General features: G+C 71.9%; 18 protein-coding genes. 10 read left to right on the top strand and 8 right to left on the bottom strand.

What is annotated here, in order from left to right; all coding sequences use genetic code 11:
- Positions 1 to 39: 39 nt before the first annotated feature.
- From G6W55_RS07610 to G6W55_RS07595, 4 genes are all read right to left on the bottom strand, one after another.
- On the bottom strand, positions 40 to 471 hold the full coding sequence (locus G6W55_RS07610; RefSeq protein WP_175520024.1) for a hypothetical protein: 432 nt from the start codon (positions 469 to 471) through the stop codon (positions 40 to 42).
- A gap of 44 nt (positions 472 to 515) precedes the next feature.
- Positions 516 to 662, bottom strand: coding sequence for a hypothetical protein (locus G6W55_RS07605; RefSeq protein WP_175520023.1), 147 nt, complete (start codon positions 660 to 662; stop codon positions 516 to 518).
- Positions 663 to 736: 74 nt separating this feature from the next.
- Positions 737 to 3,025 carry a sensor histidine kinase gene (locus G6W55_RS07600; protein WP_175520022.1) on the bottom strand — a complete coding sequence of 763 codons (2,289 nt, stop codon included), beginning with the start codon at positions 3,023 to 3,025 and terminating at the stop codon, positions 737 to 739.
- A gap of 44 nt (positions 3,026 to 3,069) precedes the next feature.
- Positions 3,070 to 3,834 (bottom strand): response regulator transcription factor, encoded by a 765-nt coding sequence (locus G6W55_RS07595; protein WP_175520021.1) that lies wholly within the window; start codon positions 3,832 to 3,834, stop codon positions 3,070 to 3,072.
- A gap of 231 nt (positions 3,835 to 4,065) precedes the next feature.
- Here G6W55_RS07595 and G6W55_RS07590 point away from each other — a divergent pair, with 231 nt between their 5' ends.
- From G6W55_RS07590 to G6W55_RS07580, 3 genes are all read left to right on the top strand, one after another.
- Positions 4,066 to 4,326 carry a hypothetical protein gene (locus tag G6W55_RS07590; RefSeq protein WP_175520020.1) on the top strand — a complete coding sequence of 87 codons (261 nt, stop codon included), beginning with the start codon at positions 4,066 to 4,068 and terminating at the stop codon, positions 4,324 to 4,326.
- A 93-nt stretch (positions 4,327 to 4,419) separates the two neighbouring features.
- Positions 4,420 to 6,522, top strand: a complete 2,103-nt coding sequence (locus G6W55_RS07585) for an McrB family protein (RefSeq protein WP_175520019.1) — start codon at positions 4,420 to 4,422, stop codon at positions 6,520 to 6,522.
- Positions 6,515 to 7,771 carry an McrC family protein gene (locus tag G6W55_RS07580; RefSeq protein WP_175520018.1) on the top strand — a complete coding sequence of 419 codons (1,257 nt, stop codon included), beginning with the start codon at positions 6,515 to 6,517 and terminating at the stop codon, positions 7,769 to 7,771. The genes G6W55_RS07585 and G6W55_RS07580 overlap by 8 nt, the downstream gene beginning before the upstream one ends.
- Before the next feature lie 92 nt (positions 7,772 to 7,863).
- Here G6W55_RS07580 and G6W55_RS07575 read toward each other — a convergent pair whose 3' ends face one another.
- Both G6W55_RS07575 and G6W55_RS07570 read right to left on the bottom strand, forming a co-directional pair.
- The gene (locus G6W55_RS07575) at positions 7,864 to 8,652 is read right to left on the bottom strand and encodes a glycoside hydrolase family 16 protein (protein ID WP_175520017.1); all 789 of its coding nucleotides are present in this window, start codon (positions 8,650 to 8,652) and stop codon (positions 7,864 to 7,866) included.
- Positions 8,653 to 9,138: 486 nt separating this feature from the next.
- Positions 9,139 to 9,486, bottom strand: coding sequence for an ABC transporter ATP-binding protein (locus G6W55_RS07570; RefSeq protein WP_175519976.1), 348 nt, complete (start codon positions 9,484 to 9,486; stop codon positions 9,139 to 9,141).
- A gap of 167 nt (positions 9,487 to 9,653) precedes the next feature.
- Here G6W55_RS07570 and G6W55_RS38515 point away from each other — a divergent pair, with 167 nt between their 5' ends.
- The 6 genes from G6W55_RS38515 to G6W55_RS07535 all read left to right on the top strand — a co-directional run bounded on the left by G6W55_RS38515 (position 9,654) and on the right by G6W55_RS07535 (position 14,710).
- Positions 9,654 to 10,169 (top strand): hypothetical protein, encoded by a 516-nt coding sequence (locus tag G6W55_RS38515; RefSeq protein ID WP_254876148.1) that lies wholly within the window; start codon positions 9,654 to 9,656, stop codon positions 10,167 to 10,169.
- 63 nt (positions 10,170 to 10,232) lie between these two features.
- Positions 10,233 to 11,180 (top strand): hypothetical protein, encoded by a 948-nt coding sequence (locus tag G6W55_RS07555; protein ID WP_175520016.1) that lies wholly within the window; start codon positions 10,233 to 10,235, stop codon positions 11,178 to 11,180.
- Between the two features lie 164 nt (positions 11,181 to 11,344).
- Positions 11,345 to 12,640, top strand: coding sequence for an alpha/beta fold hydrolase (locus G6W55_RS07550; RefSeq protein ID WP_309243655.1), 1,296 nt, complete (start codon positions 11,345 to 11,347; stop codon positions 12,638 to 12,640).
- 45 nt (positions 12,641 to 12,685) lie between these two features.
- Complete coding sequence (locus G6W55_RS07545; RefSeq protein ID WP_175520242.1) at positions 12,686 to 13,321, top strand: MBL fold metallo-hydrolase; 636 nt, start codon at positions 12,686 to 12,688, stop codon at positions 13,319 to 13,321.
- A 30-nt stretch (positions 13,322 to 13,351) separates the two neighbouring features.
- A complete protein-coding gene (locus tag G6W55_RS07540) occupies positions 13,352 to 14,131 on the top strand; it encodes an exodeoxyribonuclease III (protein ID WP_030798191.1) in 780 nt (259 codons plus the stop codon).
- A 159-nt stretch (positions 14,132 to 14,290) separates the two neighbouring features.
- Positions 14,291 to 14,710, top strand: a complete 420-nt coding sequence (locus G6W55_RS07535; protein ID WP_175520014.1) for a DUF6278 family protein — start codon at positions 14,291 to 14,293, stop codon at positions 14,708 to 14,710.
- A 114-nt stretch (positions 14,711 to 14,824) separates the two neighbouring features.
- On the opposite strand, the gene G6W55_RS07530 is transcribed toward G6W55_RS07535, so the two are convergent.
- Both G6W55_RS07530 and G6W55_RS07525 read right to left on the bottom strand, forming a co-directional pair.
- Positions 14,825 to 16,426: a CocE/NonD family hydrolase gene (locus G6W55_RS07530; protein ID WP_175520013.1), complete on the bottom strand. Its 1,602-nt coding sequence runs from the start codon at positions 16,424 to 16,426 to the stop codon at positions 14,825 to 14,827.
- 82 nt (positions 16,427 to 16,508) lie between these two features.
- Complete coding sequence (locus G6W55_RS07525) at positions 16,509 to 17,255, bottom strand: hypothetical protein (RefSeq protein ID WP_175520012.1); 747 nt, start codon at positions 17,253 to 17,255, stop codon at positions 16,509 to 16,511.
- 143 nt (positions 17,256 to 17,398) lie between these two features.
- Here G6W55_RS07525 and ggt point away from each other — a divergent pair, with 143 nt between their 5' ends.
- On the top strand, positions 17,399 to 19,207 hold the full coding sequence (ggt, locus tag G6W55_RS07520; protein WP_175520011.1) for a gamma-glutamyltransferase: 1,809 nt from the start codon (positions 17,399 to 17,401) through the stop codon (positions 19,205 to 19,207).
- Positions 19,208 to 19,210: the final 3 nt, after the last annotated feature.

Here is a 19,210-nt window from a genome sequence, read left to right as displayed (position 1 = left end):
CTCCGACCGAAGAGCACGTCCCACCGACCGCCGGATCGTTCAGCCCCGGTCGAACTCGCCCCTCTCGATGAGACCCACGATCGCCGACTGCATCGTCCCCCACTGCTCGACGAGCCCGTTGCACATGGCGATGCCGCTCGGCCCGAAGTACGTCAGCCCGTCGAAGAACATCTCGAAGCGGAAGTCCGGCCTGGCGTAGAGCGCCTCGCGCATCTGCGCCGTTTGCCCAGCGTCCAGGCCCGGCAGTGCACCGGCGTAGGCGTCCATCTGGCCCGCCAGCATCCTGTCGATCGCCGTCAGCACCTTCTCCACGTCCACACCGCCCGGCCGGTCCGCCTGCTTGGCCGCTTCGACGGCGAACGCCAGCACGTCGGGTGCGTCGGCCGCGAGGGGGCTCTGCTTCACCAGCGGGCCGGAGGACCAGTCCCGTGGTGCCGAGGAACGCTTGGACTTGCTTCCGAAGAACCCCACCATGATCTCCTTGGTTCCGTTCCGCTGTGAAAAGCCGTGGCCTGTCAGCCGTCGATGATCTTGCGTGCGCGGTTTCCGCGCTCACCGGCCTCCCGGTACAGGCGCTTGAGCAGGTCCAGTTCCTGCTGGTTGAGCTTGCCCCCGAACTCCGCCTTGCGGAGCACCCGTTCGTATTCCTCAGCAGTGGCCACGGCCACCTCCCCTTCGCCTTCGGTGCCCTGTCACCGACGGGCGGCCATCCCCCGAACGGCCGCCCGTCGTACGGTCATCCTGCCGCCGCGGCACCGATCGCGCTGTCCCCATCGATGGGGACAGCGGCAGGCGGGGCCATGACGCCGGCCGCGCGGGTGGAGACCTCCACCCAGGTGGATTCCGCACCGTCCTCGACGACCGCGGAGGTTCCTGTCAGGGCCCTGCGCAGGGCGGCGGCCCGCGCCGGATCCCCCGGCAGCGTCACCAGGCTGACCAGGAGCGCGTCCGGCCGGGGTGCCACGCTGAGGATCAGGTCCTGCGGGGTGGGGCCCGTGCCCAGCGCGCAGGTGAGGAGGGAACGCAGCAGATCCGGCGGGGGCGGATGGTCGGCGTCCGACTGGATGGTCACCACACAGCCCTCGGCGCGCGCCGCACCGAGCAGTTCACGAGTGGAGCGGCCGAGCGCACCGGGCAGGTGCAGTTCGTCGCGGACGGCCAGATCCAGCATCCGCGCCCTGACCCGGGTCTGCGACGCCTCCGGGGAGAACTCCCCCGAGGCGGTACGGCGCAGGAAGGACAGGATCTCCTCGTCGAGGTCGGCCAGGCGTCTGCGGTGCATCGCCTCACGGGCCTGCCGAGCCGATTCCGCGGCGACCGAGGCCGCCCGCTCGGCGTTGGCCCGCATCACCACCGCGCCCAGCCGGGCCACGGTCTGCCCGATGGCCAGCCCCATGCCCACACCCAGCGCCGGGGCGAACAGTGCCGGCAGGGCCTTGGCCACGCTCTCGCCCCACGAGCCGGCGAACGGCGGCCCGGTCAGCAGAACCAGGACGGCCCCCGCCTGTTCCAGGACCAGGGTCAGCAGGGCTTCCCAGGGCGGCCGGACGATCACCAGCACGGTCAGCAGCGGGGTGACGGCGCCGATCGGCCAGGAGGTGTCATCGGCGATGCCCGACGTGGGGATCACCAGGAAGCTGCCGACCGCCCCGGAGACGGCGAAGGCGCTCGCCGCTGCGGCCGCGCGCCCACTGATCGCGGTCCGGGCACGCACCAGCAACGCCACCGTCACCGCGGCCAGCAGCACGTACCACACCATCAGCCAGCCCACCCGTGGGGACCGTACGGTGTGGAGAGCGGCGACGACCCCCGTGGCGAGCAGATAGGGGACACACACGGCGGCCAGCGGCCGGCGGACGTCCCCGACCGCGGCGCGGATGCTCGCCATCCGGTCCGGGGTCTCCGCGACCGCCTCGCGGAACTCGCCCGTGCCCACCGCCCGCGCCCGGTCGCGCTGCCAGGCCAGCCGTACGGTGGTGCCGTCGCCGGGGGAGCTGTGCACCTCCGCGGTGCCCGCCACGTCGGCCATCCGCCGCAGCACCGATCTGCGCAGTCCCACCGAGGACACCCGCACCCCGGCCGGGGAGAACCCCACCCCGTCGTCGGCGACGGAGAGCACGAAGCCGTGCTCGTCCCCGCGCAGCCGCACCTTCAGCGTCTGCGCCTCGCCGTGCCGGACCGCGTTGCGCACCGCCTCGGCCGCCGCGCCCAGGGCGGCCTCGGCCACCTCGGCGGGCACCAGGACGCCACCCGAGACCTCGAGGCTCAGGGGCGGCCCGCCTCCGGCGGTGAGCCCGGTGAGCAGGGCGGCGAGGTCGGCGGCCTGCCCCGGTGCGGCGGGGGCCCGCAGCAGCGCGTCCACGGCGCTGCGGCACGCCTGCCTCACCCGCGGCGCGGCGATCCCCGGCATGCTGACCGCTCGCAACGCGGAACTCACCTCGTCGTGCAGCAGGTCCTGGAAGCGGTGGTGCGCCTCCCGGTGGGCCTTGGCGCGTGCGGCCGTGGCGCCTGCCGTCAGTGCCTGTTCCTGGGCGGCGTCGGCACGGGCCCCGGCGGTGCGCAGCAGTGGGCCGAGCACTGCGGCCGCCACCGCGGCGGCCAGCACCGGCCAGGTGCCCTGCACCGCGCCGGCCGGACCGTCCATCGGCCGACTCGCCGCGATCTGCGCGCCGATGACCGCCAGGGACACCGGCCACGCGAGCCGGCGCGGCCCGAAGCCGATCGCCAGCAGCACGGTGGCGACGGTGGGTTCGCAGCGAAGCCCGACGACGATCGGCGACGACCGCTCGACCGCGAACGTCGCGTCCATGGCGAGCGAGACACCCGCGGCCGCCCAGACGTCGTGCCGGCCCAGCCGGACGAGTGCGCCGCGCACCGTCAGGGTCGCCGCCAGCGCGGTGAACACCACGGCGGCGGCGAGAACGGCGGGCGTGAGCCGTCCGCCCGACGACACCAGCAGCATCGACCAGCTCACCGCGAACAGCGCCGCGACCGCCGCCATCGCGCGCTGGAGACCGGACCACACGCCGTGGCCGTAGGTACCCGGCCTCGGTGCCCCGGGGTGCGGTGTCACCACCCCGGGCTGTCCGGCAGGTCGTCCGCCGGGGCCGGCGCGAGGTCGATGTGGCCGTCGGCCACGGCGCGCCACACGAGCTGCCGGTTGTCCTCCAACAGCCCTTCGCCCGCGGCGGCGTACGCCTCGATGGCACGCTTGCGGTACGTGCGCACGGTGTCCTCGGTGATGTGCAGCATCCGCGCCACCTGACGGTGCGGCAGACCTCGGGCGATCAGCTCCAGGACACGGCGTTCCTGACCGCTGAGGCGGACGGCGCCACGCGGATCGGTGACGATGGCGTGCGCGAGCCGACTGGACAGATAGGGCTCCCCGCCGTGCACGGCGCGGATGGCGTCCACCAGTCGCCCCTCCGGGTCCTCCTTCAGCACCAGGCCCGCGGCCCCCGCGTCCAGCGCCCTGCGTACGGCGGCGGGCCGGTGCTCGGTGGTAAAGACCAGCACCCGCGCTCCGGCGGCCCGAAGGCGCCGGACGTTGTCGTCGACGGCGTTGCCGTCGCGCAGCCGCAGATCGAGCAGCACCACCGAGGGCATGGCCGGGGACGCCATCGGCAGGGCGCCGGGAGGCGAGTGCGGGTGCAGTCCGGCGAGGAGCGCGTCCACGTCGGGCGCCACATGCACCAGCTCGATGTCGGTGGTGTGCTCGGCGAAGTACGCCTGGAGGCCGAGCAGGACCACCGGATGGTCGTCGACCGCCGCCACGGCGATCCTGGCCTCGCTCCGTCCGCCGTTCCCTTGGTGTTCGTCCCTGAACGCCGACATGATCCCCCTCCGCCCGCTTCGCGCCCGAATGCTACCGGCCCGGACTGGGGCGGATCAGGTCAACGCCCGTGATGTGCACCGGCTTTGGACCTTCCACGCACAGGTCCCCGGAGGCCCCGCCGACATACCTGGGTTGTTCTGCCACGACGGGTGCGGGTCGGGATCTCCGTCCTGCAGTCGGGTCGGTCGCCTCCGCGATGGCTACGGTGTCGCGTTGCTACCCTCCGCACCATGCATCATGCGGCGCGGGAGATGCGCTCTCCGATCCTGTCGATCCACCCGTACATACCGGCCGTTGAGCAACACGACGACGTGATCTGTTCCATGGCCTCGCGCGGCCACTGCGACCACGAACTCGTCGCAGAAGTGCGCACCGAGTTCAGCGACGGCAGCATTCATCGCTGGCGGGTGTGCGGTGACTGGCTGACCGGTCATCCGTCAGCCGTCGCGCACATCAGGACGAAGGGCTTCCAGGAGCCCGGCATCCCGTGACGGACCGGCCCCGGCTGTGAGCGCCTCCCGAGCCGGCCCTGGACCACCCCTGCGCAGCCCTCGAAATGCCGATGATCCGGCATGATGACCGTCATGGTGGACGAAATGGACCTACGGGCGGCAGTGGCGGCATTCGACCGGAGCGGCGCGCCGGAGACCGAGACGGCCGCCGAGGACGAACGCAAGCAGGTGCTCTCTCGGTTCCCCTTGGAGGAGTGGCCGACACTGCCCCTGTCGCGCTACGCCCTGGGGCAGGCCGCGGAGTCCGGGAGTGGACCGACGTACTGCAGGCTGATGGAGTTCGGCACACCGAACCTCGGCAGCATCAAGGGCGGCAGCGCGGCGAAGCACATCATGTACCACCACAACTCCGGCGAGTGGCGGGTGGCCGCGCCGCTGCGCGGGATGGCACCGCAGGAGGCGTGGGAGGAACTGCGCGGACAGTTCGTGCGCGCCTTCGAGGCTGTCGCCGCAGGGGACTTCGAGGCCGTGGACGACCTCGAGGCGTTGCGGTTCGGTCCGACACTGGTGACCAAGTCCCTGGCCACCTACTTCCCCGAACACTTCCTGCCCATCTACGCCGGTGAGCACCTGCGTCGGTTCGTCACTCTGCTGGGCGGCTCCTCGCAGCCCGACGGGCCGGCCTGGCACAGCAACCGTCGGCTCCTGGAACTCGTCCGCCAGAAGCAGGAGTTCGACGGCTGGAGCGGACAGGAGGTCATGCGCTTCCTGTACGCGAAATTCGATCCGCGTCCGCAGCAGCGCACCGTCTGGAAGATCGCCCCCGGTGAACGAGGACGGCTCTGGGAAGAGTGCCGGGACGGCGGAGTGATCCGCGTCGGATGGGACGACCTCGGCGACCTCGGCCAGTACCAGAGCGACACCGAGCTGAAGCAGGCTCTCGACGCGTACTGGCCGCGCAGCAGCGGGGGCAGTCTGACGCTCGCCCGGCGACTGCTGGCGTTCCGGGACCTGGAGGCGGGGGACCGGATCGTGGCCAACCGTGGGACGGACGAGGTTCTGGCCACCGGTACCGTCAGTGGAAGTTATCGCTTCGAGGCCGACCGCTCCGAGTACCGGCACGTCGTCCCGGTGGCCTGGGACGTCTCCCACGCGCGGAAACTGCCGAAGCTCCAGCACGGCTGGCGGTCCACGTTCGCCAAGGTGCCGCCGGCACTCTTCGCCCGGATCACCGCGGGCCTCGCGGACACGGGCGAGGAGTCGACGGAGCCGTACACCGGCGGTCCCGTCACGCTGCCCGAGGATGTCGCTGGCGTGCTGGAGGCGCTGGAGCGCAAGGGCCAGGTGATCCTGCACGGACCTCCCGGCACCGGAAAGACCCGGCTCGCACTCGGCGCCGCCCTCGCCCTCGCCGGTCGTGCAGATGCGCTCAGCTCGGCCCCGGACCAGCGAGCCGCGGCCCAGGCCGAGATGTTGCGGGACGGCCGCATCCATATGGTGACCTTCCACCCGTCCTACGGGTATGAGGACTTCGTGGAGGGCTTCAAGCCGGACCTGAGCGCCACCGGCCCCGGGCTGACCCTGGCGCTCACCGACGGTGTCTTCCACACCCTGTGTGCCCAGGCCGCCGCACGCCCGGACGAGACGTTCCTGCTGATCATCGACGAGATCAACCGGGGCGATCTGCCGCGCATCTTCGGCGAGTTGGTCACCCTGCTCGAACTCGACAAGCGCGGCCTGCCCCTCGCCCTGTCCGTCAGCAGACGCACCTTCTCCGTGCCACCGAACGTGCGGATCATCGGCACCATGAACACGGCGGACCGCAGCATCAGCCACCTGGACGCCGCCGTACGCCGCCGCTTCGCCTTCCTCCCGGTAGGCCCCGACCCGGACGCCCTGTCCGGCACGGTCGGCCCCCTGGACCTGGCGCAGTTCTTCGAGTCCCTCAACACCCGTATCGCCCACCACCTCGACGCCGACCACCAGATAGGGCACGCCTACCTGCTGCGTGACGGCGAGCCGATCGCCACCGAGGACGACCTGGCCGCCGCCTTCCACCACGAGGTGATCCCGCTCCTGGAGGACTACTGCCTCGGCCGCGCCGACCTGCTGCACCGCATCCTCGGCAGCCTGGTCGACGCGGACACCGGACGCCCCGCAATGATGCCGCCGCAGGACCTCGCCGCCGCCCTGGCGACCGAGTTCACCAGCGGCACGCCGGGCCCCGATGCCTGACCGCACCGAGGTCCGGCTCGCAGAGTACGGATCTGTACTGCTCGGGGCCGACCGGCTCACACCCCGGGACGCCGAGCGGCTGCGCGCCCTCCAGACGCGCGCTTGCCTCAGCCTGGACCAGGTCCCGTCCGGATGGCGGCTCAAGGCCGACGCGACCGTCGGCATCCTGGTGCTCGATCGCATCCGCCTGGTCATCGAGCCCAAGTTCGCCGTCCCGGGCGAGCAGCTCATGCGCTGGCTCGCCTACGCCGTCGGCGCGCCCGCGCCGCTCCCGGCGACGGCACGGCGCTGGTCCACCGGCCCGGGAGGCTACGCCGACCTCGTTGGCGCGGCCCTGCTGGAGCAGTGCGAGCAACTGGTCCGAGAAGGGCTGCGTCGGGACTACGTACGCCGCCAGAGCCTGGAACCCGTCCTGCGGGGACGCCTCGACGTCGCGGCCCAGGTGTCCAGGCGCTACGGGCAACTCGATCAACTGCACGTCCGCACCTTCGACCGGGAGGCGGACATCGAGGACAACCGTGTCCTGGGAACCGCTCTGCGGGTGGCCGGCACCCTGGCCGCACAACCCGGCCTGGCCCGCGACCTTCACACGGTCGCCGACGCTTTCCCGCAGGCCCCGAGTCCCGACGCCGCCCTCCGTGCTCTGGACCGCACCCGGTACACACGCCTGAACGCCCGCTACCGCACCGCGCACACGTGGGCACGTCTGCTCCTGCGCGGCGGTGGTGTGACCGACCTCCTCACCGACGACGGCATGACGGCGGACGGCCTCCTGCTGGCCATGCCCGCCCTCTGGGAAGCCGTGGTCCGACGTCTGGCCACCGAGGCCGCCGCCCCGCACGGCGGGCATGCCGTCCCCAGCGGCGGTGCGACAGGCATCACCGTGCGGGGCGACCTCGGCAGTGCCTCGACCTTTCGGCCCGACGTGCTGCTCAGCCTTCCGGGGCGTGTCCCGTCGGCGCGCACCCTGCTGCCGGTGGACGCCAAGTACAAGCGCTACGACCTCCATGGCGTCGGTGCGGGCGACGTCCACCAACTTCTCACCTACGGTGCCGGCTACACCCAGAGCGCCGACCCGCGTGCAGTGATCGTCCACCCGTGTTCCGGTGGGCACTCCCACCGGACCCTCCGGGTCGGCGGACCGGGGGGTGCGCTCGGAAGCATCCACGTCCTCGGTGTCGACACGCACGCGTCCCCGGACCAGGCGGCCGTCTGGATCCGATCGGCACTGCCCTGGGCCGACCGGTGACCTCCAGCACTCCGGGCCCGCTTGGCCGGGACGGGGGCCGGCGCCCGGCGGTGAGCCGTGCGCCGACCCCGGGTCCGTGCGGTCGGAGCTGATCAGTACTTCGTGTACTTCAGCCGGTCGAAGCGGGCCGTGAGCGGTGTGCCGGGGTAGACGAAGGGTTCGAGCCAGCCGTCGACGCCGATGCCCGGCCAGAGGTTGGTCATGATGCGCATCGGGTGGGTGGGGAGCGCTCCGCGGGAGCCGTTCTCCTGGTGGACCAGCTTGCCGTCGACGAACCAGTTGATGGTCCCCTGGTTCCACCACTCGATGGCGTAGTCGTGGAAGCCGGCGGAGGCGTCGAAGCCGAGGTTGATGACGGTCTCGTGCCCGCCGACTCCGTTGGTGAAGTAGTTGGTCTGCATCTGGGTGGGGTTCTTGCCGAGGATCTCGACGTCGATCTCGTCCCAGGGCTGCCCGTCGCTCGGCCCGGTGTAGGTGAAGAAGCCGGTCACCGTGCCGGGACGCTTGACCGCCTGGAGCCGCGCCTCGAAACGCCCGTACGTGAACAGGTCGTTGGAGCGGTACTCGCCGGAGGCGTAGGGCTTGCCCGAGCAGCCGCTCGGGCAGGTGGCGTTGTCGAGGTTGATGCCCATGACGCCGCCGCTGAACCAGGCGTGGTCCGCGCGCCAGCCGACGTTGAACATGCTGCCGTTGGTCCAGTTGTCCGCCTTGTGCCAGCGGCCGGTGTCGAAGGAGTCGAGGTTGTCCGTGAAGCTGCCGCCGATGGCGGCGTCGGCGGTGGGGCTGAGCAGCGGGTTGAGGGCCAGGACGAGCGCGGCGAGCGGGGGGATCAGCCAGCGGCGGGCCTTGAACCGGCGACGGGGTGTGGTGGGGGAACGCATAGCGGCCTCCTCGTGGAGTGAATACGGCATGCGGGCATCGGGGCGCGCGTCGGCCACCGACGGCGCGGACGCGACGTCGTCATGTGGTGGGGGCGCGACCCGGGGCTTGTGCCGATGAAGCCGGGTGGGGACGTTCGGCGTCCTCGGACGGCGCGGATGCGCGGACGGGGACGCTTGCCGTGCTCAGGGCACGGCTGGTGCGCAGCCGACGATCGGGGGCGTCGGTGCGGCGGCAGGGTGCGGCGTGACGTGCACGGAACTCGTGGCGTGCACGGAACTGTCGTCGGATGCCGCTTCCCCGGCCGCGCGGCACGAAGGTGCGGGGAGGGATCCGACGGGGGGACAACGCGGTGCAGCGTGTGGTGGTGCACCGTGACAGGAGCGGAAGGTGGGGGTGGGATCGCTCCCAAATTGAAATTAACACCACGCCAACTGCCCTACAAGACTCGTGACTTACGTAGATGCAAGAAGCTCGAAATCTGCAGTTCACGCGGGAGCGGTGAAGCGGAACGGTGACGAGGGGACGCCGTCGGGAGGCTGGAAGCGGTACCAGTTCTGGCCCTCGGCGGCGCGGTCGGGTTGTCCGGCGTAGGCGGAACCGGCCTCGGCGGTCGCCTCGTCGAGGATCACCGGATCGGCGTCGGTGAGCAGCAGGCGGGCGAGGGCGAGTTGCTGCGCCTGCGCGTCGGTGAGCGGGTGTCCGCCGACCCCCACCAGGGTGTCCAGCCCGTCGGGGTGAACGTCGAGGACCGACGCGGCCCCGGTGGCGTACAGCGCCAAATGGAGGTCGCGGTCGGTGGCCTCGGGCGCGGCGAGGGTGAGGTTGTCGAGCAACCGCGACCCCTCGCCGTAACGGAAGGAGACCCTTCGCGCCGTACGGCGGTGCTCGCGGCCTGCGCCGGGACATCCGGCGGCGCGCCGCACGGAATCGTGACGACCCCGATCATGCGGCTCAGCGAGGCGAGGGCGGACTGGAGGGTGCCGCTGAACAGCGTGGCGCGGTGCGACGCGACGGTGACCCGGGAGCGGTGCTCGGCCGGGGACAGCTCCCGCGCCGCGACACCGTCGAGCCGCGCCTCGACCCCTCCCTCTGCCCGCGGGTCCAGCAGGGCGGCCTCGACCGGCGCCCGGTCCACAACTGCGACAAGTTCGTCCTGACCGGCGCCGACCTCCTGTACCGGCGCCGCAAACGGGAACAGTGGCGGCTGCCGGCCGAGAGCGCCCCCGGCGAGGCCACCGCCGACCACCTCCACCGCGACGTCAGCGTCGCCGCCGTCGCCCGGCGGGGAAACGTCTCACACACCTTCCTCCATGCCAACCCCGAGGCCGGTGAACGGCGGTCGGATCACCACCGAGATCTCCCCCCTCAAGGAGAGGGTCCGCCAACTGGCCGCCGACAACCGCACCCTCGACGAGCGGCTCAAGGCCGCCGTTCCGACCTCCGCTTCCAAGACCGCCGCGTCGCCGACCTCGAAGCCCGGATCGCCGCCCCGGGATCAGGCACCACCTGCCGGTGAGCGCGGACGGCCTACTGTGCGAGGGCCACCGTCCTCCATCCGACGAGCAAGGAGCATCAGGCTGTGAAGGTCGAAATCCAGCCGGACGTACGCGACATCGCCGCTCAGTTAGGGGCGGGTGTTCCCTACGCGCTGAAGGTCCTGGCAGGCCGGCTGGCCGACGACCCTGACATGGGCCGGCCCTCGAATCTGCCCGGTGTCCTGAACGTGACGGTCGACGGCGCCATGTTCGAGGATTGTCCTGACCTGTCCGTCGGCTACATCTGCGAGCCGGATCGGATCGAGATCCGGTTTCTGAGAGCGGTTCCCTCCACCGAGCCCTCCACGGGCGTGCGCGACCAGGAGCAGGGCCGAGGCCAGGACCAGCCTGCCGACCCTGCCGTCACCGCGGTCACCGTACGGGAGGTCGCCGATGCCTGGCGGCGCATCACCGGCTGGCTCAAGCACAACGCCCCCGACTCGTACGCCGCACTCCGTGCCGGCGCCAGTCCCGCCGCCATCGCTGCTCTGGAAGGCGAGCTCGGCATCCGGATACCCGTCGAGTTGCACGTCCTGTGGCTGCTGACCTCGGGCGACGACGGTGGCAACGGCTGGGGATGTCTCCCGGGAAACAGGGCTCTGATGACCCTGGACGCCGTGGCCGCCGCCTACCGGCTGAAGATGGACGCCCAGGCTCACGAGGACACCTTCAATACCGATCGCCCCGAGGAGGAGCGGATCACCGTATGGAAGGCAACCCGGATTCCGGTTGTCGCTCTGGGCCCGACTGACATCACCTCGGGCCTGTACCTGGACGCCGAGACGGGATATCTGGGCCGGTGGTCCCGCTACGACGAGGGTCCCGGTGAAGTACTCGACACCCTGGTCACCTACCTGGAAGGGGCCGCCGACATGCTTGAGGCCCCAGCCCTGGCCACGGTCGACAAACCCGGTCTGATCGGTGGGGCACTGGTGTGGCTCAGCGGTATCGACCCCGCACAGGAACACCAGTGGCAGCCCCTGACCGGCTGACGACGTACGAGACGCACGCCCGCACGGTGGGCCGGACACACCAACGTCCAGGCCACGAAACAGTGGTATGTGAAGCCGGACGGGAACGCGGACACCTGGCAAGGTCCGGCGAGCGTCTCCACCCCCGACCCCCCGGAGAGTGTGAGATGTGGGAGCGTGAGCGGGTGAGTGAGAACAACGTCCAAACCCTGCAATACCGCTTCGACGGCCCGGAAGACGCCCCGGTCCTGATCCTCGGTCCCTCACTGGGTACCACCTGGCACATGTGGGATCGTCAGATCCCCGAACTGGTCCAGCAGTGGCGGGTGTTCCGCTACGACCTCCCCGGGCACGGCGGTGCGCCCGCGCATCCGGCCGTTTCCGTCGGGGATCTCGCCGACCGGCTGCTCGGGACGCTCGACGGGCTCGGGGTGGAGCGGTTCGGATACGCGGGATGCGCGCTCGGCGGGGCGGTCGGTGTCCAGCTCGCGCTGCGGCACCCGGAGCGGGTCGCCTCGCTCGCGCTGATCGCCGCCTCGCCGCGGTTCGGCACCCCCGACGAGTTCCGTCAGCGCGGCGTGGTCGTGCGGACCAACGGACTGGACCCGATCGCCCGTACCTCGCCCGACCGCTGGTTCACCGCGGGCTTCGCGGCCGCGCAGCCCGCGATCACCGAGTGGGCCGTGCAGATGGTGCGCACCACCGACCCCGGCTGCTACATCGCGGCCTGCGAGGCGCTCGCCGCGTTCGACGTCCGGTCGGAGCTGGGGCTGATCGGCGTCCCGACGCTGGTCCTGGCCGGATCGGACGACCAGGTCACCGGGCCCGCCGAGGCCCGCACCCTGGTCGCCGGCATCCCCGACGCCCGGCTGGCCGTCGTACCGGGTGCCTCGCATCTGGTCCCGGTGGAGCAGCCGGCCGCCGTCACCGACCTGCTGGTGCGGCACTTCTCCACCGCCTGGCAGAGCGCGCCCGACGCCGGGCGGACCGTCGTCCCGGGCGTCCCCGTCCGGGCGGTGCTGAGCGCGCCCCCGCAGCCGGTGCCCGTCGCGGAGATCGCGCCCGCCCCGCTGGTCGAACCGCCGCGGTCCGACGGCCGCCCCGACCCGTACGACACCGGGCTGAAGGTGCGCCGCGAGGTCCTCGGGGACGCCCATGTGGACCGGGCGCTGTCCCAGGCCGACGACTTCTCCGGCGACTTCCAGGAGTTCGCCACCCGCTACGCCTGGGGCGAGATCTGGGACCGCCCCGGCCTCGACCGGCGCTCCCGCTCCTGCGTCACGCTGGGCGCGCTGGTCGCCGGCGGCCACCTGGAGGAGCTGGCCGTCCACACCCGCGCCGCCCTGCGCAACGGCCTCACCCCGGACGAGATCAAGGAGGTGCTGCTCCAGACGGCCGTGTACTGCGGCGTCTCGGCGGCCGGCAGCGCCTTCCGGGTCGCGCAGCGGATCATCCGCGAGGAGACCACGCCGCAGGAGTGAGCGCCCGCCGCGGGCCGCCGACGGCAGGATGGACCCATGACGACCATGAAGCTCACGAAGAAGACGCACGCGTGCGTCCGGCTGGAGAAGGACGGGCGCACGCTGGTCATCGACCCCGGCGCCTTCAGCGAGGAGGACGCCGCCGTCGGCGCGGACGTCGTCCTGGTCACGCACGAACACCCCGACCACTTCAGCGAGGAGCGGCTGCGCGCCGCCATGGAGGCCCGCCCCGGCACCGAGATCTGGACGCTGCGCTCGGTCGCCGACCGGATCTCGGCCGCCTTCCCCGGCCGCGTGCACACCGTGGGCCACGGCGACACCTTCACCGCGGCCGGCTTCGACGTCCAGGTCCACGGCGAGCTGCACGCCGTCATCCACCCGGACATCCCGCGCATCACCAACGTCGGCTACCTCGTCGACGGCGGCCGCGTCTTCCACCCCGGCGACGCCCTGACCGTCCCCGACCACGCCGTGGAGACGCTGATGCTCCCGGTCATGGCCCCCTGGAGCAAGATCTCGGAGGTCATCGACTACGTCCGCGAGGTGAAGCCGGAGCGCGCCTACGACGTCCACGACGCCCTTCTGACCGACCTGGCCCGCCCGATCTACGACAACCAGATCGGCGCGCTCGGCGGCGCCCGGCATCTGCGGCTGGCGCCGGGGGAGAGCACGGCCCTGTGAGTGTCGGTGGCGCCGGGTAGGTTGTCAGGCATGCGCATCGCGACCTGGAACGTGAACTCGATCACCGCCCGACTGCCGAGGCTGCTGGCCTGGCTGGAGAGCAGCGGCACGGACGTGCTCTGCCTCCAGGAGGCCAAGCTCGCGGAGGCCCAGTTCCCGTTCGACGCGCTGCGCGAGCGGGGCTACGAGGCGGCGGTCCACGCCACCGGCCGGTGGAACGGCGTGGCGGTGATCTCCCGCGCCGGTCTCGACGACGTGGTCAAGGGCCTGCCCGGCGACCCGGGCTACGACGGCGTCGTGGAACCGCGCGCGATCTCCGCGACCTGCGGCCCGGTCCGCGTCTGGTCGGTCTACGTGCCCAACGGCCGCGAGGTGGACCACGCGCACTACGCCTACAAGCTCCAGTGGTTCGAGGCCCTGAAGGCGGCCGTCGCCGGGGACGCGGCGGGCAGCCGCCCCTTCGCGGTCCTCGGCGACTACAACGTGGCGCCGACCGACGACGACGTGTTCGACGTGGCGGCCTTCGAGGGCCTCACCCATGTCACCCCGGCCGAGCGGGCCGCCCTGGCGTCCCTGCGCGAGGCGGGCCTGTCGGACGTGGTGCCGCGCCCCCTGAAGTACGACCACCCGTTCACGTACTGGGACTACCGCCAGCTCGCGTTCCCCAAGAACCGCGGCATGCGCATCGACCTGGTGTACGGCAACGCGCCGTTCGCGCAGGCCGTCAAGGACGCCTACGTCGACCGCGAGGAGCGCAAGGGCAAGGGCGCCTCGGACCACGCGCCGGTCGTGGTCGACCTCGACGTGTAGCCCGCACGGCAGGGCGAGATCCACGACAGCGGCCGGCGAGGCTAGGGACGGCGGGGGCGCGGGTCAACGCGCCATGCGTGTACGGCGCGGGAATTCGACCGGACGCGCCTGCCCGCGCGCCTGTGGTGCGCACGTCGGTGCGAATGACACGCTGGACGTATGAACATCCCTTTTCTGGGCAACAGGCGCAAGAAAACCGGTGAAGCGGTGATCGTTGCGGATCCCGAGGGGGTGGCCGAACTCCTCTCGGAGTGCGAGCTGCTGCGCTCGCAGGCGGCCCGGGCGGGAATCCGTCTGGACGACACCACGGCCTCCCTGGAGGCGCTCGACCAACTGCTGCCGCGCTGGCGGGACGACGCGGAGATCCTGCCGTGGCTCGGCAACGACGCCGGGCTCTATCTGGGCACGGTGATCGTGCGGACCGTGCGCGGCGCCGCGTGGGACTTCCGGCCGGACGGCCAGCCCGTCGTACGGCTGCTCTCCGGCCGGGAGTTCGACGTGGTGACGGCCGGTCAGGAGTGGGCCACGAGCGGCGTTCCCGAACTGTCGCAGCTCTACGGAGAGGTGGCGGAGACCTGATCACCGGCCGCTCGGGTGCCGGTTCGCGGACCGAAGGACTAGAGTGGGCCGTTCATCTCCCATGACCCGGGGCAGCGGTCACCGAGCCGTACCCGCCCGGCGACCGGCCGGAGATCACTGTTCGCGCAGCGGAACCGACACGTACGACGGGTCGTTCGCCGGCGAGGAGAAGGTCAACCGCGCGCCGGACGGGTTGTGCTCGATGTACAGCGGGTCGACCGTGTCGACGACCAGGGCGAGCCGATGCCCCGCCGGGACGTCGTAGGCCGTGGAGTACAGCTCCAGGTCGAGGCCGAACGGCTTTCCGGGCGTGCGCCCGTGGAAGGTGTACGGCGCGTGGGTGACCAGCTTGCCGAGGCCGAGCGGCCCCACGTCGTAGAGGTACGCGACGAGGGTGCCGCTCTCCTCGGTCGGGGTGACCGTGGTGTGCAACGCCGCCGTACCGCGCACCTGTTGGGCCGTGGTGTACCGCTCCGACTGCCATACGGCGGCCCAGGCGCGGGGGAGCAGCGGGATCGACGCCATCGGGGGCAGCCGGGCGATCTGGTCGAGGATGCTGGACAGGAACACGATGCCGCCGTCGGCGCCCGAGTTGACGTTCGCGTGGATCGTGGCGGTGTCCGCGAGGGCGATCCTGCGGCGGTCGGCGCTCACCGACTTCCAGTCCGGATAGCCCTCGTAGCCGCCCGCGGAACGGGACTTGAGCTGGACGGGCTGTTCGCGCTCGATGCCGTTGGCGGTGTCCTTGAGGTGGTGGTCGAGCCAGCGCCTGCTGTCGTTCCAGACGTCGTTGGGCATCCCGAACAGGCCGGTGAGTTCGGCGGTGGCGTGGTCGCCGGGCCGCAGTTCGAGGCGTTTGGGGCCGGTCAGCTTCTCGTAGAGGGCGACGGACTGGTTCGGCGGGAAGATCGCGTCGCCCCAGCCGCCGGCCAGCAGCACCGCGGTGCCGTTGCGGTTGAGCCGGTCCGCGTACGCCTCGGGGGAACGTTTCTGCCCCCAGGCGAGGATCTCCTTCTCCTTGGACAGGTCCGAGGAGTAGAACGCGGAGAACACCTCCTTGGTCTCCGGGCTCTGCCGCCCGGCGACCCGGCCCACGGTGTCGAGCAGCGCGGCCGCCTGGAGGTGCTGGGTGCGTCCGGAGTAGATGGAGTCGATCAGGTCGCCCCAGCCGCTGAGCGCGGCGACAGCCCTGACGCGCGGGTCGTGCGCGGCCGCCAGCAGGCTGATCCCGGCGCCGTAGGAGACGCCCGCCATGCCGACGCGGTCCGGGTCGGCGGGGGTGTGGGCGAGGGCCCAGTCGAGCACCGTGCGGGCGTCGGCGACGTCGAGCGGGCCGGCCACGTCGATCCCGCCGCCGGACTGCCAGAACCCGCGGACGTTGTAGCTGAGCACCACATAGCCGGACGCGGCGAGTTCCTTCGCCTGCGCCAGGTACTCGATCTGCGGGAAGCCCCAGCTCGTCGGGAGCACGACCAGCGGGTGGCGGGTGCCGTCGGAGGCGCCGGGCGGGGCGATGACGTTGGCCTTGAGGACGGTGCCGTCGGCCGCGGTGATGTCGACCCAGCGGACGTCGAGGCCGACCCGGGCCGCGGCGGAAGCGGGGGCTCCGGCGGCGTGCGCGTCCGGGGTGAGGGCGAGGACGCCGCCGGCGATCAGCGAGGCCGAGAGGGCTCCGGCGGCGGTCGTACGCAGGGCGGTGCGGCGCGATCGTCCCACGGGGCACACTCCTAGGCGTGTCTCGTCGCAAAGTGACCCGACAGTAACCTTCGCGCCGCAACTGTGGTAACCCGTCGGTAAGTTACGAGGCGGTAACGTTTTCCGGTTCCGGTAGCGGAGCCTGTGCCGCGCGTGTCACGTCGGCCACCAGGTCGACCACATCCGGGCCGTACGCCGCGGAGTTGACGACCTTCAGCAGCAGCACGAAGGAGTTGTTGCCGTGCTTGCGCGCCAACCGCTCGTGATGGCGCACCAGATAGCGGGTCGCGGCCTGGTTGGTGATCGCCCGCTGGCCGCAGAACAGGAACACCGGCCGCCCGCCGCGCCGCCGCCCGGCCGTGAGCCGGGCCAGCAGCACGTACTCGGTGACCCCCGACTCCATCCGGTAGTGCTCGGCGCCGACCTGGAACGCCAGCTTGTCCGGGCCGGGTTCGGGATCGGTGTTGATCCGCACCCCGGGCAGCATGGCGTTGATGTGGGCCGCCATCCGCCGGTTCGAGCCGGGCCCGCCGACGCAGAACTCCGTCCGCTCCCCGAACCCCTGACGGGCCGCGTCCTGCGTGATCACCTCGGCGTTGGCCCCGCAGTCCTTGATGAGCGCGGACAGCTCCAGCAGCGCGAACACGTCATGGCGGTGCACCGCGAGATCGGCGCTGCCCGCGTCACGGTTGACCACGAGCAGGCACTCGGAGTTCTCCGGCAGCCCGAAGAACGCCTGCTTGCGCCGGAGTTTCCGGCGCCACAGATAGGTCCGGGCCACCCAGCCGAGCGCGGCACTGATGCCCGCCGCGACCACACCCAGGACGATGTTGCGCACGTCGTCGTTCATGGGCGCGCATGGTAGCGGTCCCTCATGCGATCGGCGTACCCGTGTTCGAGGTGTGGCAGTCGTATGACAGCGCGCGCAGGCACCCTGTCGGGGCCCCGGTGATGTGGTTACGCTGCGCGGACGGTCCCGGACTGGAGGTACGGATGCGTCGCCCTGCCGCGCGGAAACTGTCGGTCCTGGCGGTCTGCGCCGCCACGGTGTCGGTGGGGGCGGCCGCGCCACCCGCCGCCGGCGGCAGACCCGCAGACCCCGTCGCCAAGGTGCCCGTCGCCGTCGGCTACGGCGGCGCCGTGGCCAGCGTCGACGCGGACGCCTCCGCCGCGGGCATCGAGGTGCTGCGCAAGGGCGGCAACGCCGTCGACGCGGCCGTCGCCACCGCCGCCGCCCTCGGCGTCACCGAGCCCTACTCGGCAGGCATCGGCGGAGGCGGCTACTTCGTCCACTACGACGCCACGTCCCGTACGGTGCACACCATCGACGGCCGCGAGACCGCGCCGCTCACCGCCGACTCCGGCCTCTTCCTGGAGAACGGCAAGCCGCTCGCCTTCGCCGACGCCGTCAGCAGCGGCCTCGGCGTCGGCACCCCGGGCACGCCCGCCACCTGGGCGACCGCGCTCGACCGCTGGGGCAGCCGGCCGCTCGGCACGCTGCTCAAGCCCGCCGAACGCCTGGCCCGCAAGGGCTTCACCGTCGACGACACCTTCCGCTCCCAGACCGCCGCCAACGAGACCCGCTTCCGCTACTTCCCCGACACCGCCGAGCTGTTCCTGCCCGGCGGTCAACTCCCCGTCGTCGGCTCCACGTTCAAGAACCCCGACCTCGCCGCGACCTACGCCGAACTGGGCCGCAAGGGCGTGCGCGCCCTGTACCGGGGCGCCCTCGGCCAGGACGTCGTCGACACCGTCAACCACCCGCCCGTGGACCCGGCTTCGCAGTGGAACGCGCGCCCCGGCCGGCTCACCACCCGCGATCTCGCCGCCTACCGCGCCAAGGTGCAGGCGCCCACCCGGACGGCCTACCGCGGCCTCGGCGTCTACTCCATCGCGCCCTCCTCCTCCGGCGGCACCACCGTCGGCGAGGCCCTCAACATCCTGGAGAACACGGACCTTTCGAAGGCCGGCCAGGCGCAGTACCTGCACCGGTTCATCGAGGCCAGCAGGATCGCCTTCGCCGACCGCGGCCGCTGGGTCGGCGACCCCGCCTTCGAGAACGTCCCCACCGGGCACCTGCTGTCGCAGAAGTACGCCGACTCCCGCGCCTGCCTCATCAGCGACGACGCGGTCCTCACCAGCCCGCTCGCCCCGGGCGACCCACGCCGCCCGGCCGCCTGCGCCGCCGGCGGCACGGCCGCCCCGACGACCTACGAGGGCGAGAACACCACGCACCTCACGGTCGCCGACAAGTGGGGCAACGTCGTCTCCTACACGCTGACCATCGAGCAGACCGGCGGCAGCGGCATCACCGTCCCCGGCCGCGGCTTCCTCCTCAACAACGAACTGACCGACTTCTCCTTCGCCCCGGCCAACCCGGCCGTCCACGACCCGAATCTGCCCGGCCCCGGCAAGCGGCCGCGGTCCTCGATCGCCCCCACGATCGTCCTCGACAAGCACAACAAGCCCGTGGTGGCGCTCGGTTCGCCCGGCGGCGCGACCATCATCACCACCGTCCTCCAGACCCTCACCGGCTTCCTCGACCGCGGTCTGCCGCTCGTCGACGCGATCGCCGCACCCCGCGCCAGCCAGCGCAACGCGGCCCAGACCGAACTCGAACCCGGCCTCTACGACAGCCCCGTACGGGGGCAGTTGGAGGCGATCGGGCACTCCTTCCGGCTCAACCCCGAGATCGGCGCCGCCACCGGTGTGCAGCGGCTGCCGGACGGCAGATGGCTGGCCGCCGCCGAGACCGTCCGCCGCGGCGGCGGCTCCGCCCAGGTGGTGCACCCGGCGCCGTAGAAC

The sequence above is a fragment of the Streptomyces sp. CAI-85 genome, from assembly GCF_013363615.1.
In the GTDB taxonomy this organism is placed as follows: Bacteria; Actinomycetota; Actinomycetes; order Streptomycetales; family Streptomycetaceae; genus Streptomyces; species Streptomyces antibioticus_B.
Note: the sequence above shows the minus strand (reverse complement) of the source record. Positions and strands in the feature narration are given on the sequence as shown.

Excerpts from the sequence above, each read along its gene's own strand:
- G6W55_RS07545 (WP_175520242.1), top strand. The coding sequence starts at position 12,686 with ATGAAGCTCACGAAGAAGACGCACGCGTGCGTCCGGCTGGAGAAGGAC.
- G6W55_RS07575 (WP_175520017.1), bottom strand. The coding sequence starts at position 8,652 with ATGCGTTCCCCCACCACACCCCGTCGCCGGTTCAAGGCCCGCCGCTGG.
- G6W55_RS07590 (WP_175520020.1), top strand. The coding sequence starts at position 4,066 with ATGCATCATGCGGCGCGGGAGATGCGCTCTCCGATCCTGTCGATCCAC.
- G6W55_RS07585 (WP_175520019.1), top strand. The coding sequence starts at position 4,420 with ATGGTGGACGAAATGGACCTACGGGCGGCAGTGGCGGCATTCGACCGG.
- G6W55_RS07535 (WP_175520014.1), top strand. The coding sequence starts at position 14,291 with ATGAACATCCCTTTTCTGGGCAACAGGCGCAAGAAAACCGGTGAAGCG.
- G6W55_RS07580 (WP_175520018.1), top strand. The coding sequence starts at position 6,515 with ATGCCTGACCGCACCGAGGTCCGGCTCGCAGAGTACGGATCTGTACTG.
- ggt (WP_175520011.1), top strand. The coding sequence starts at position 17,399 with ATGCGTCGCCCTGCCGCGCGGAAACTGTCGGTCCTGGCGGTCTGCGCC.
- G6W55_RS07540 (WP_030798191.1), top strand. The coding sequence starts at position 13,352 with ATGCGCATCGCGACCTGGAACGTGAACTCGATCACCGCCCGACTGCCG.
- G6W55_RS07525 (WP_175520012.1), bottom strand. The coding sequence starts at position 17,255 with ATGAACGACGACGTGCGCAACATCGTCCTGGGTGTGGTCGCGGCGGGC.
- G6W55_RS07595 (WP_175520021.1), bottom strand. The coding sequence starts at position 3,834 with ATGTCGGCGTTCAGGGACGAACACCAAGGGAACGGCGGACGGAGCGAG.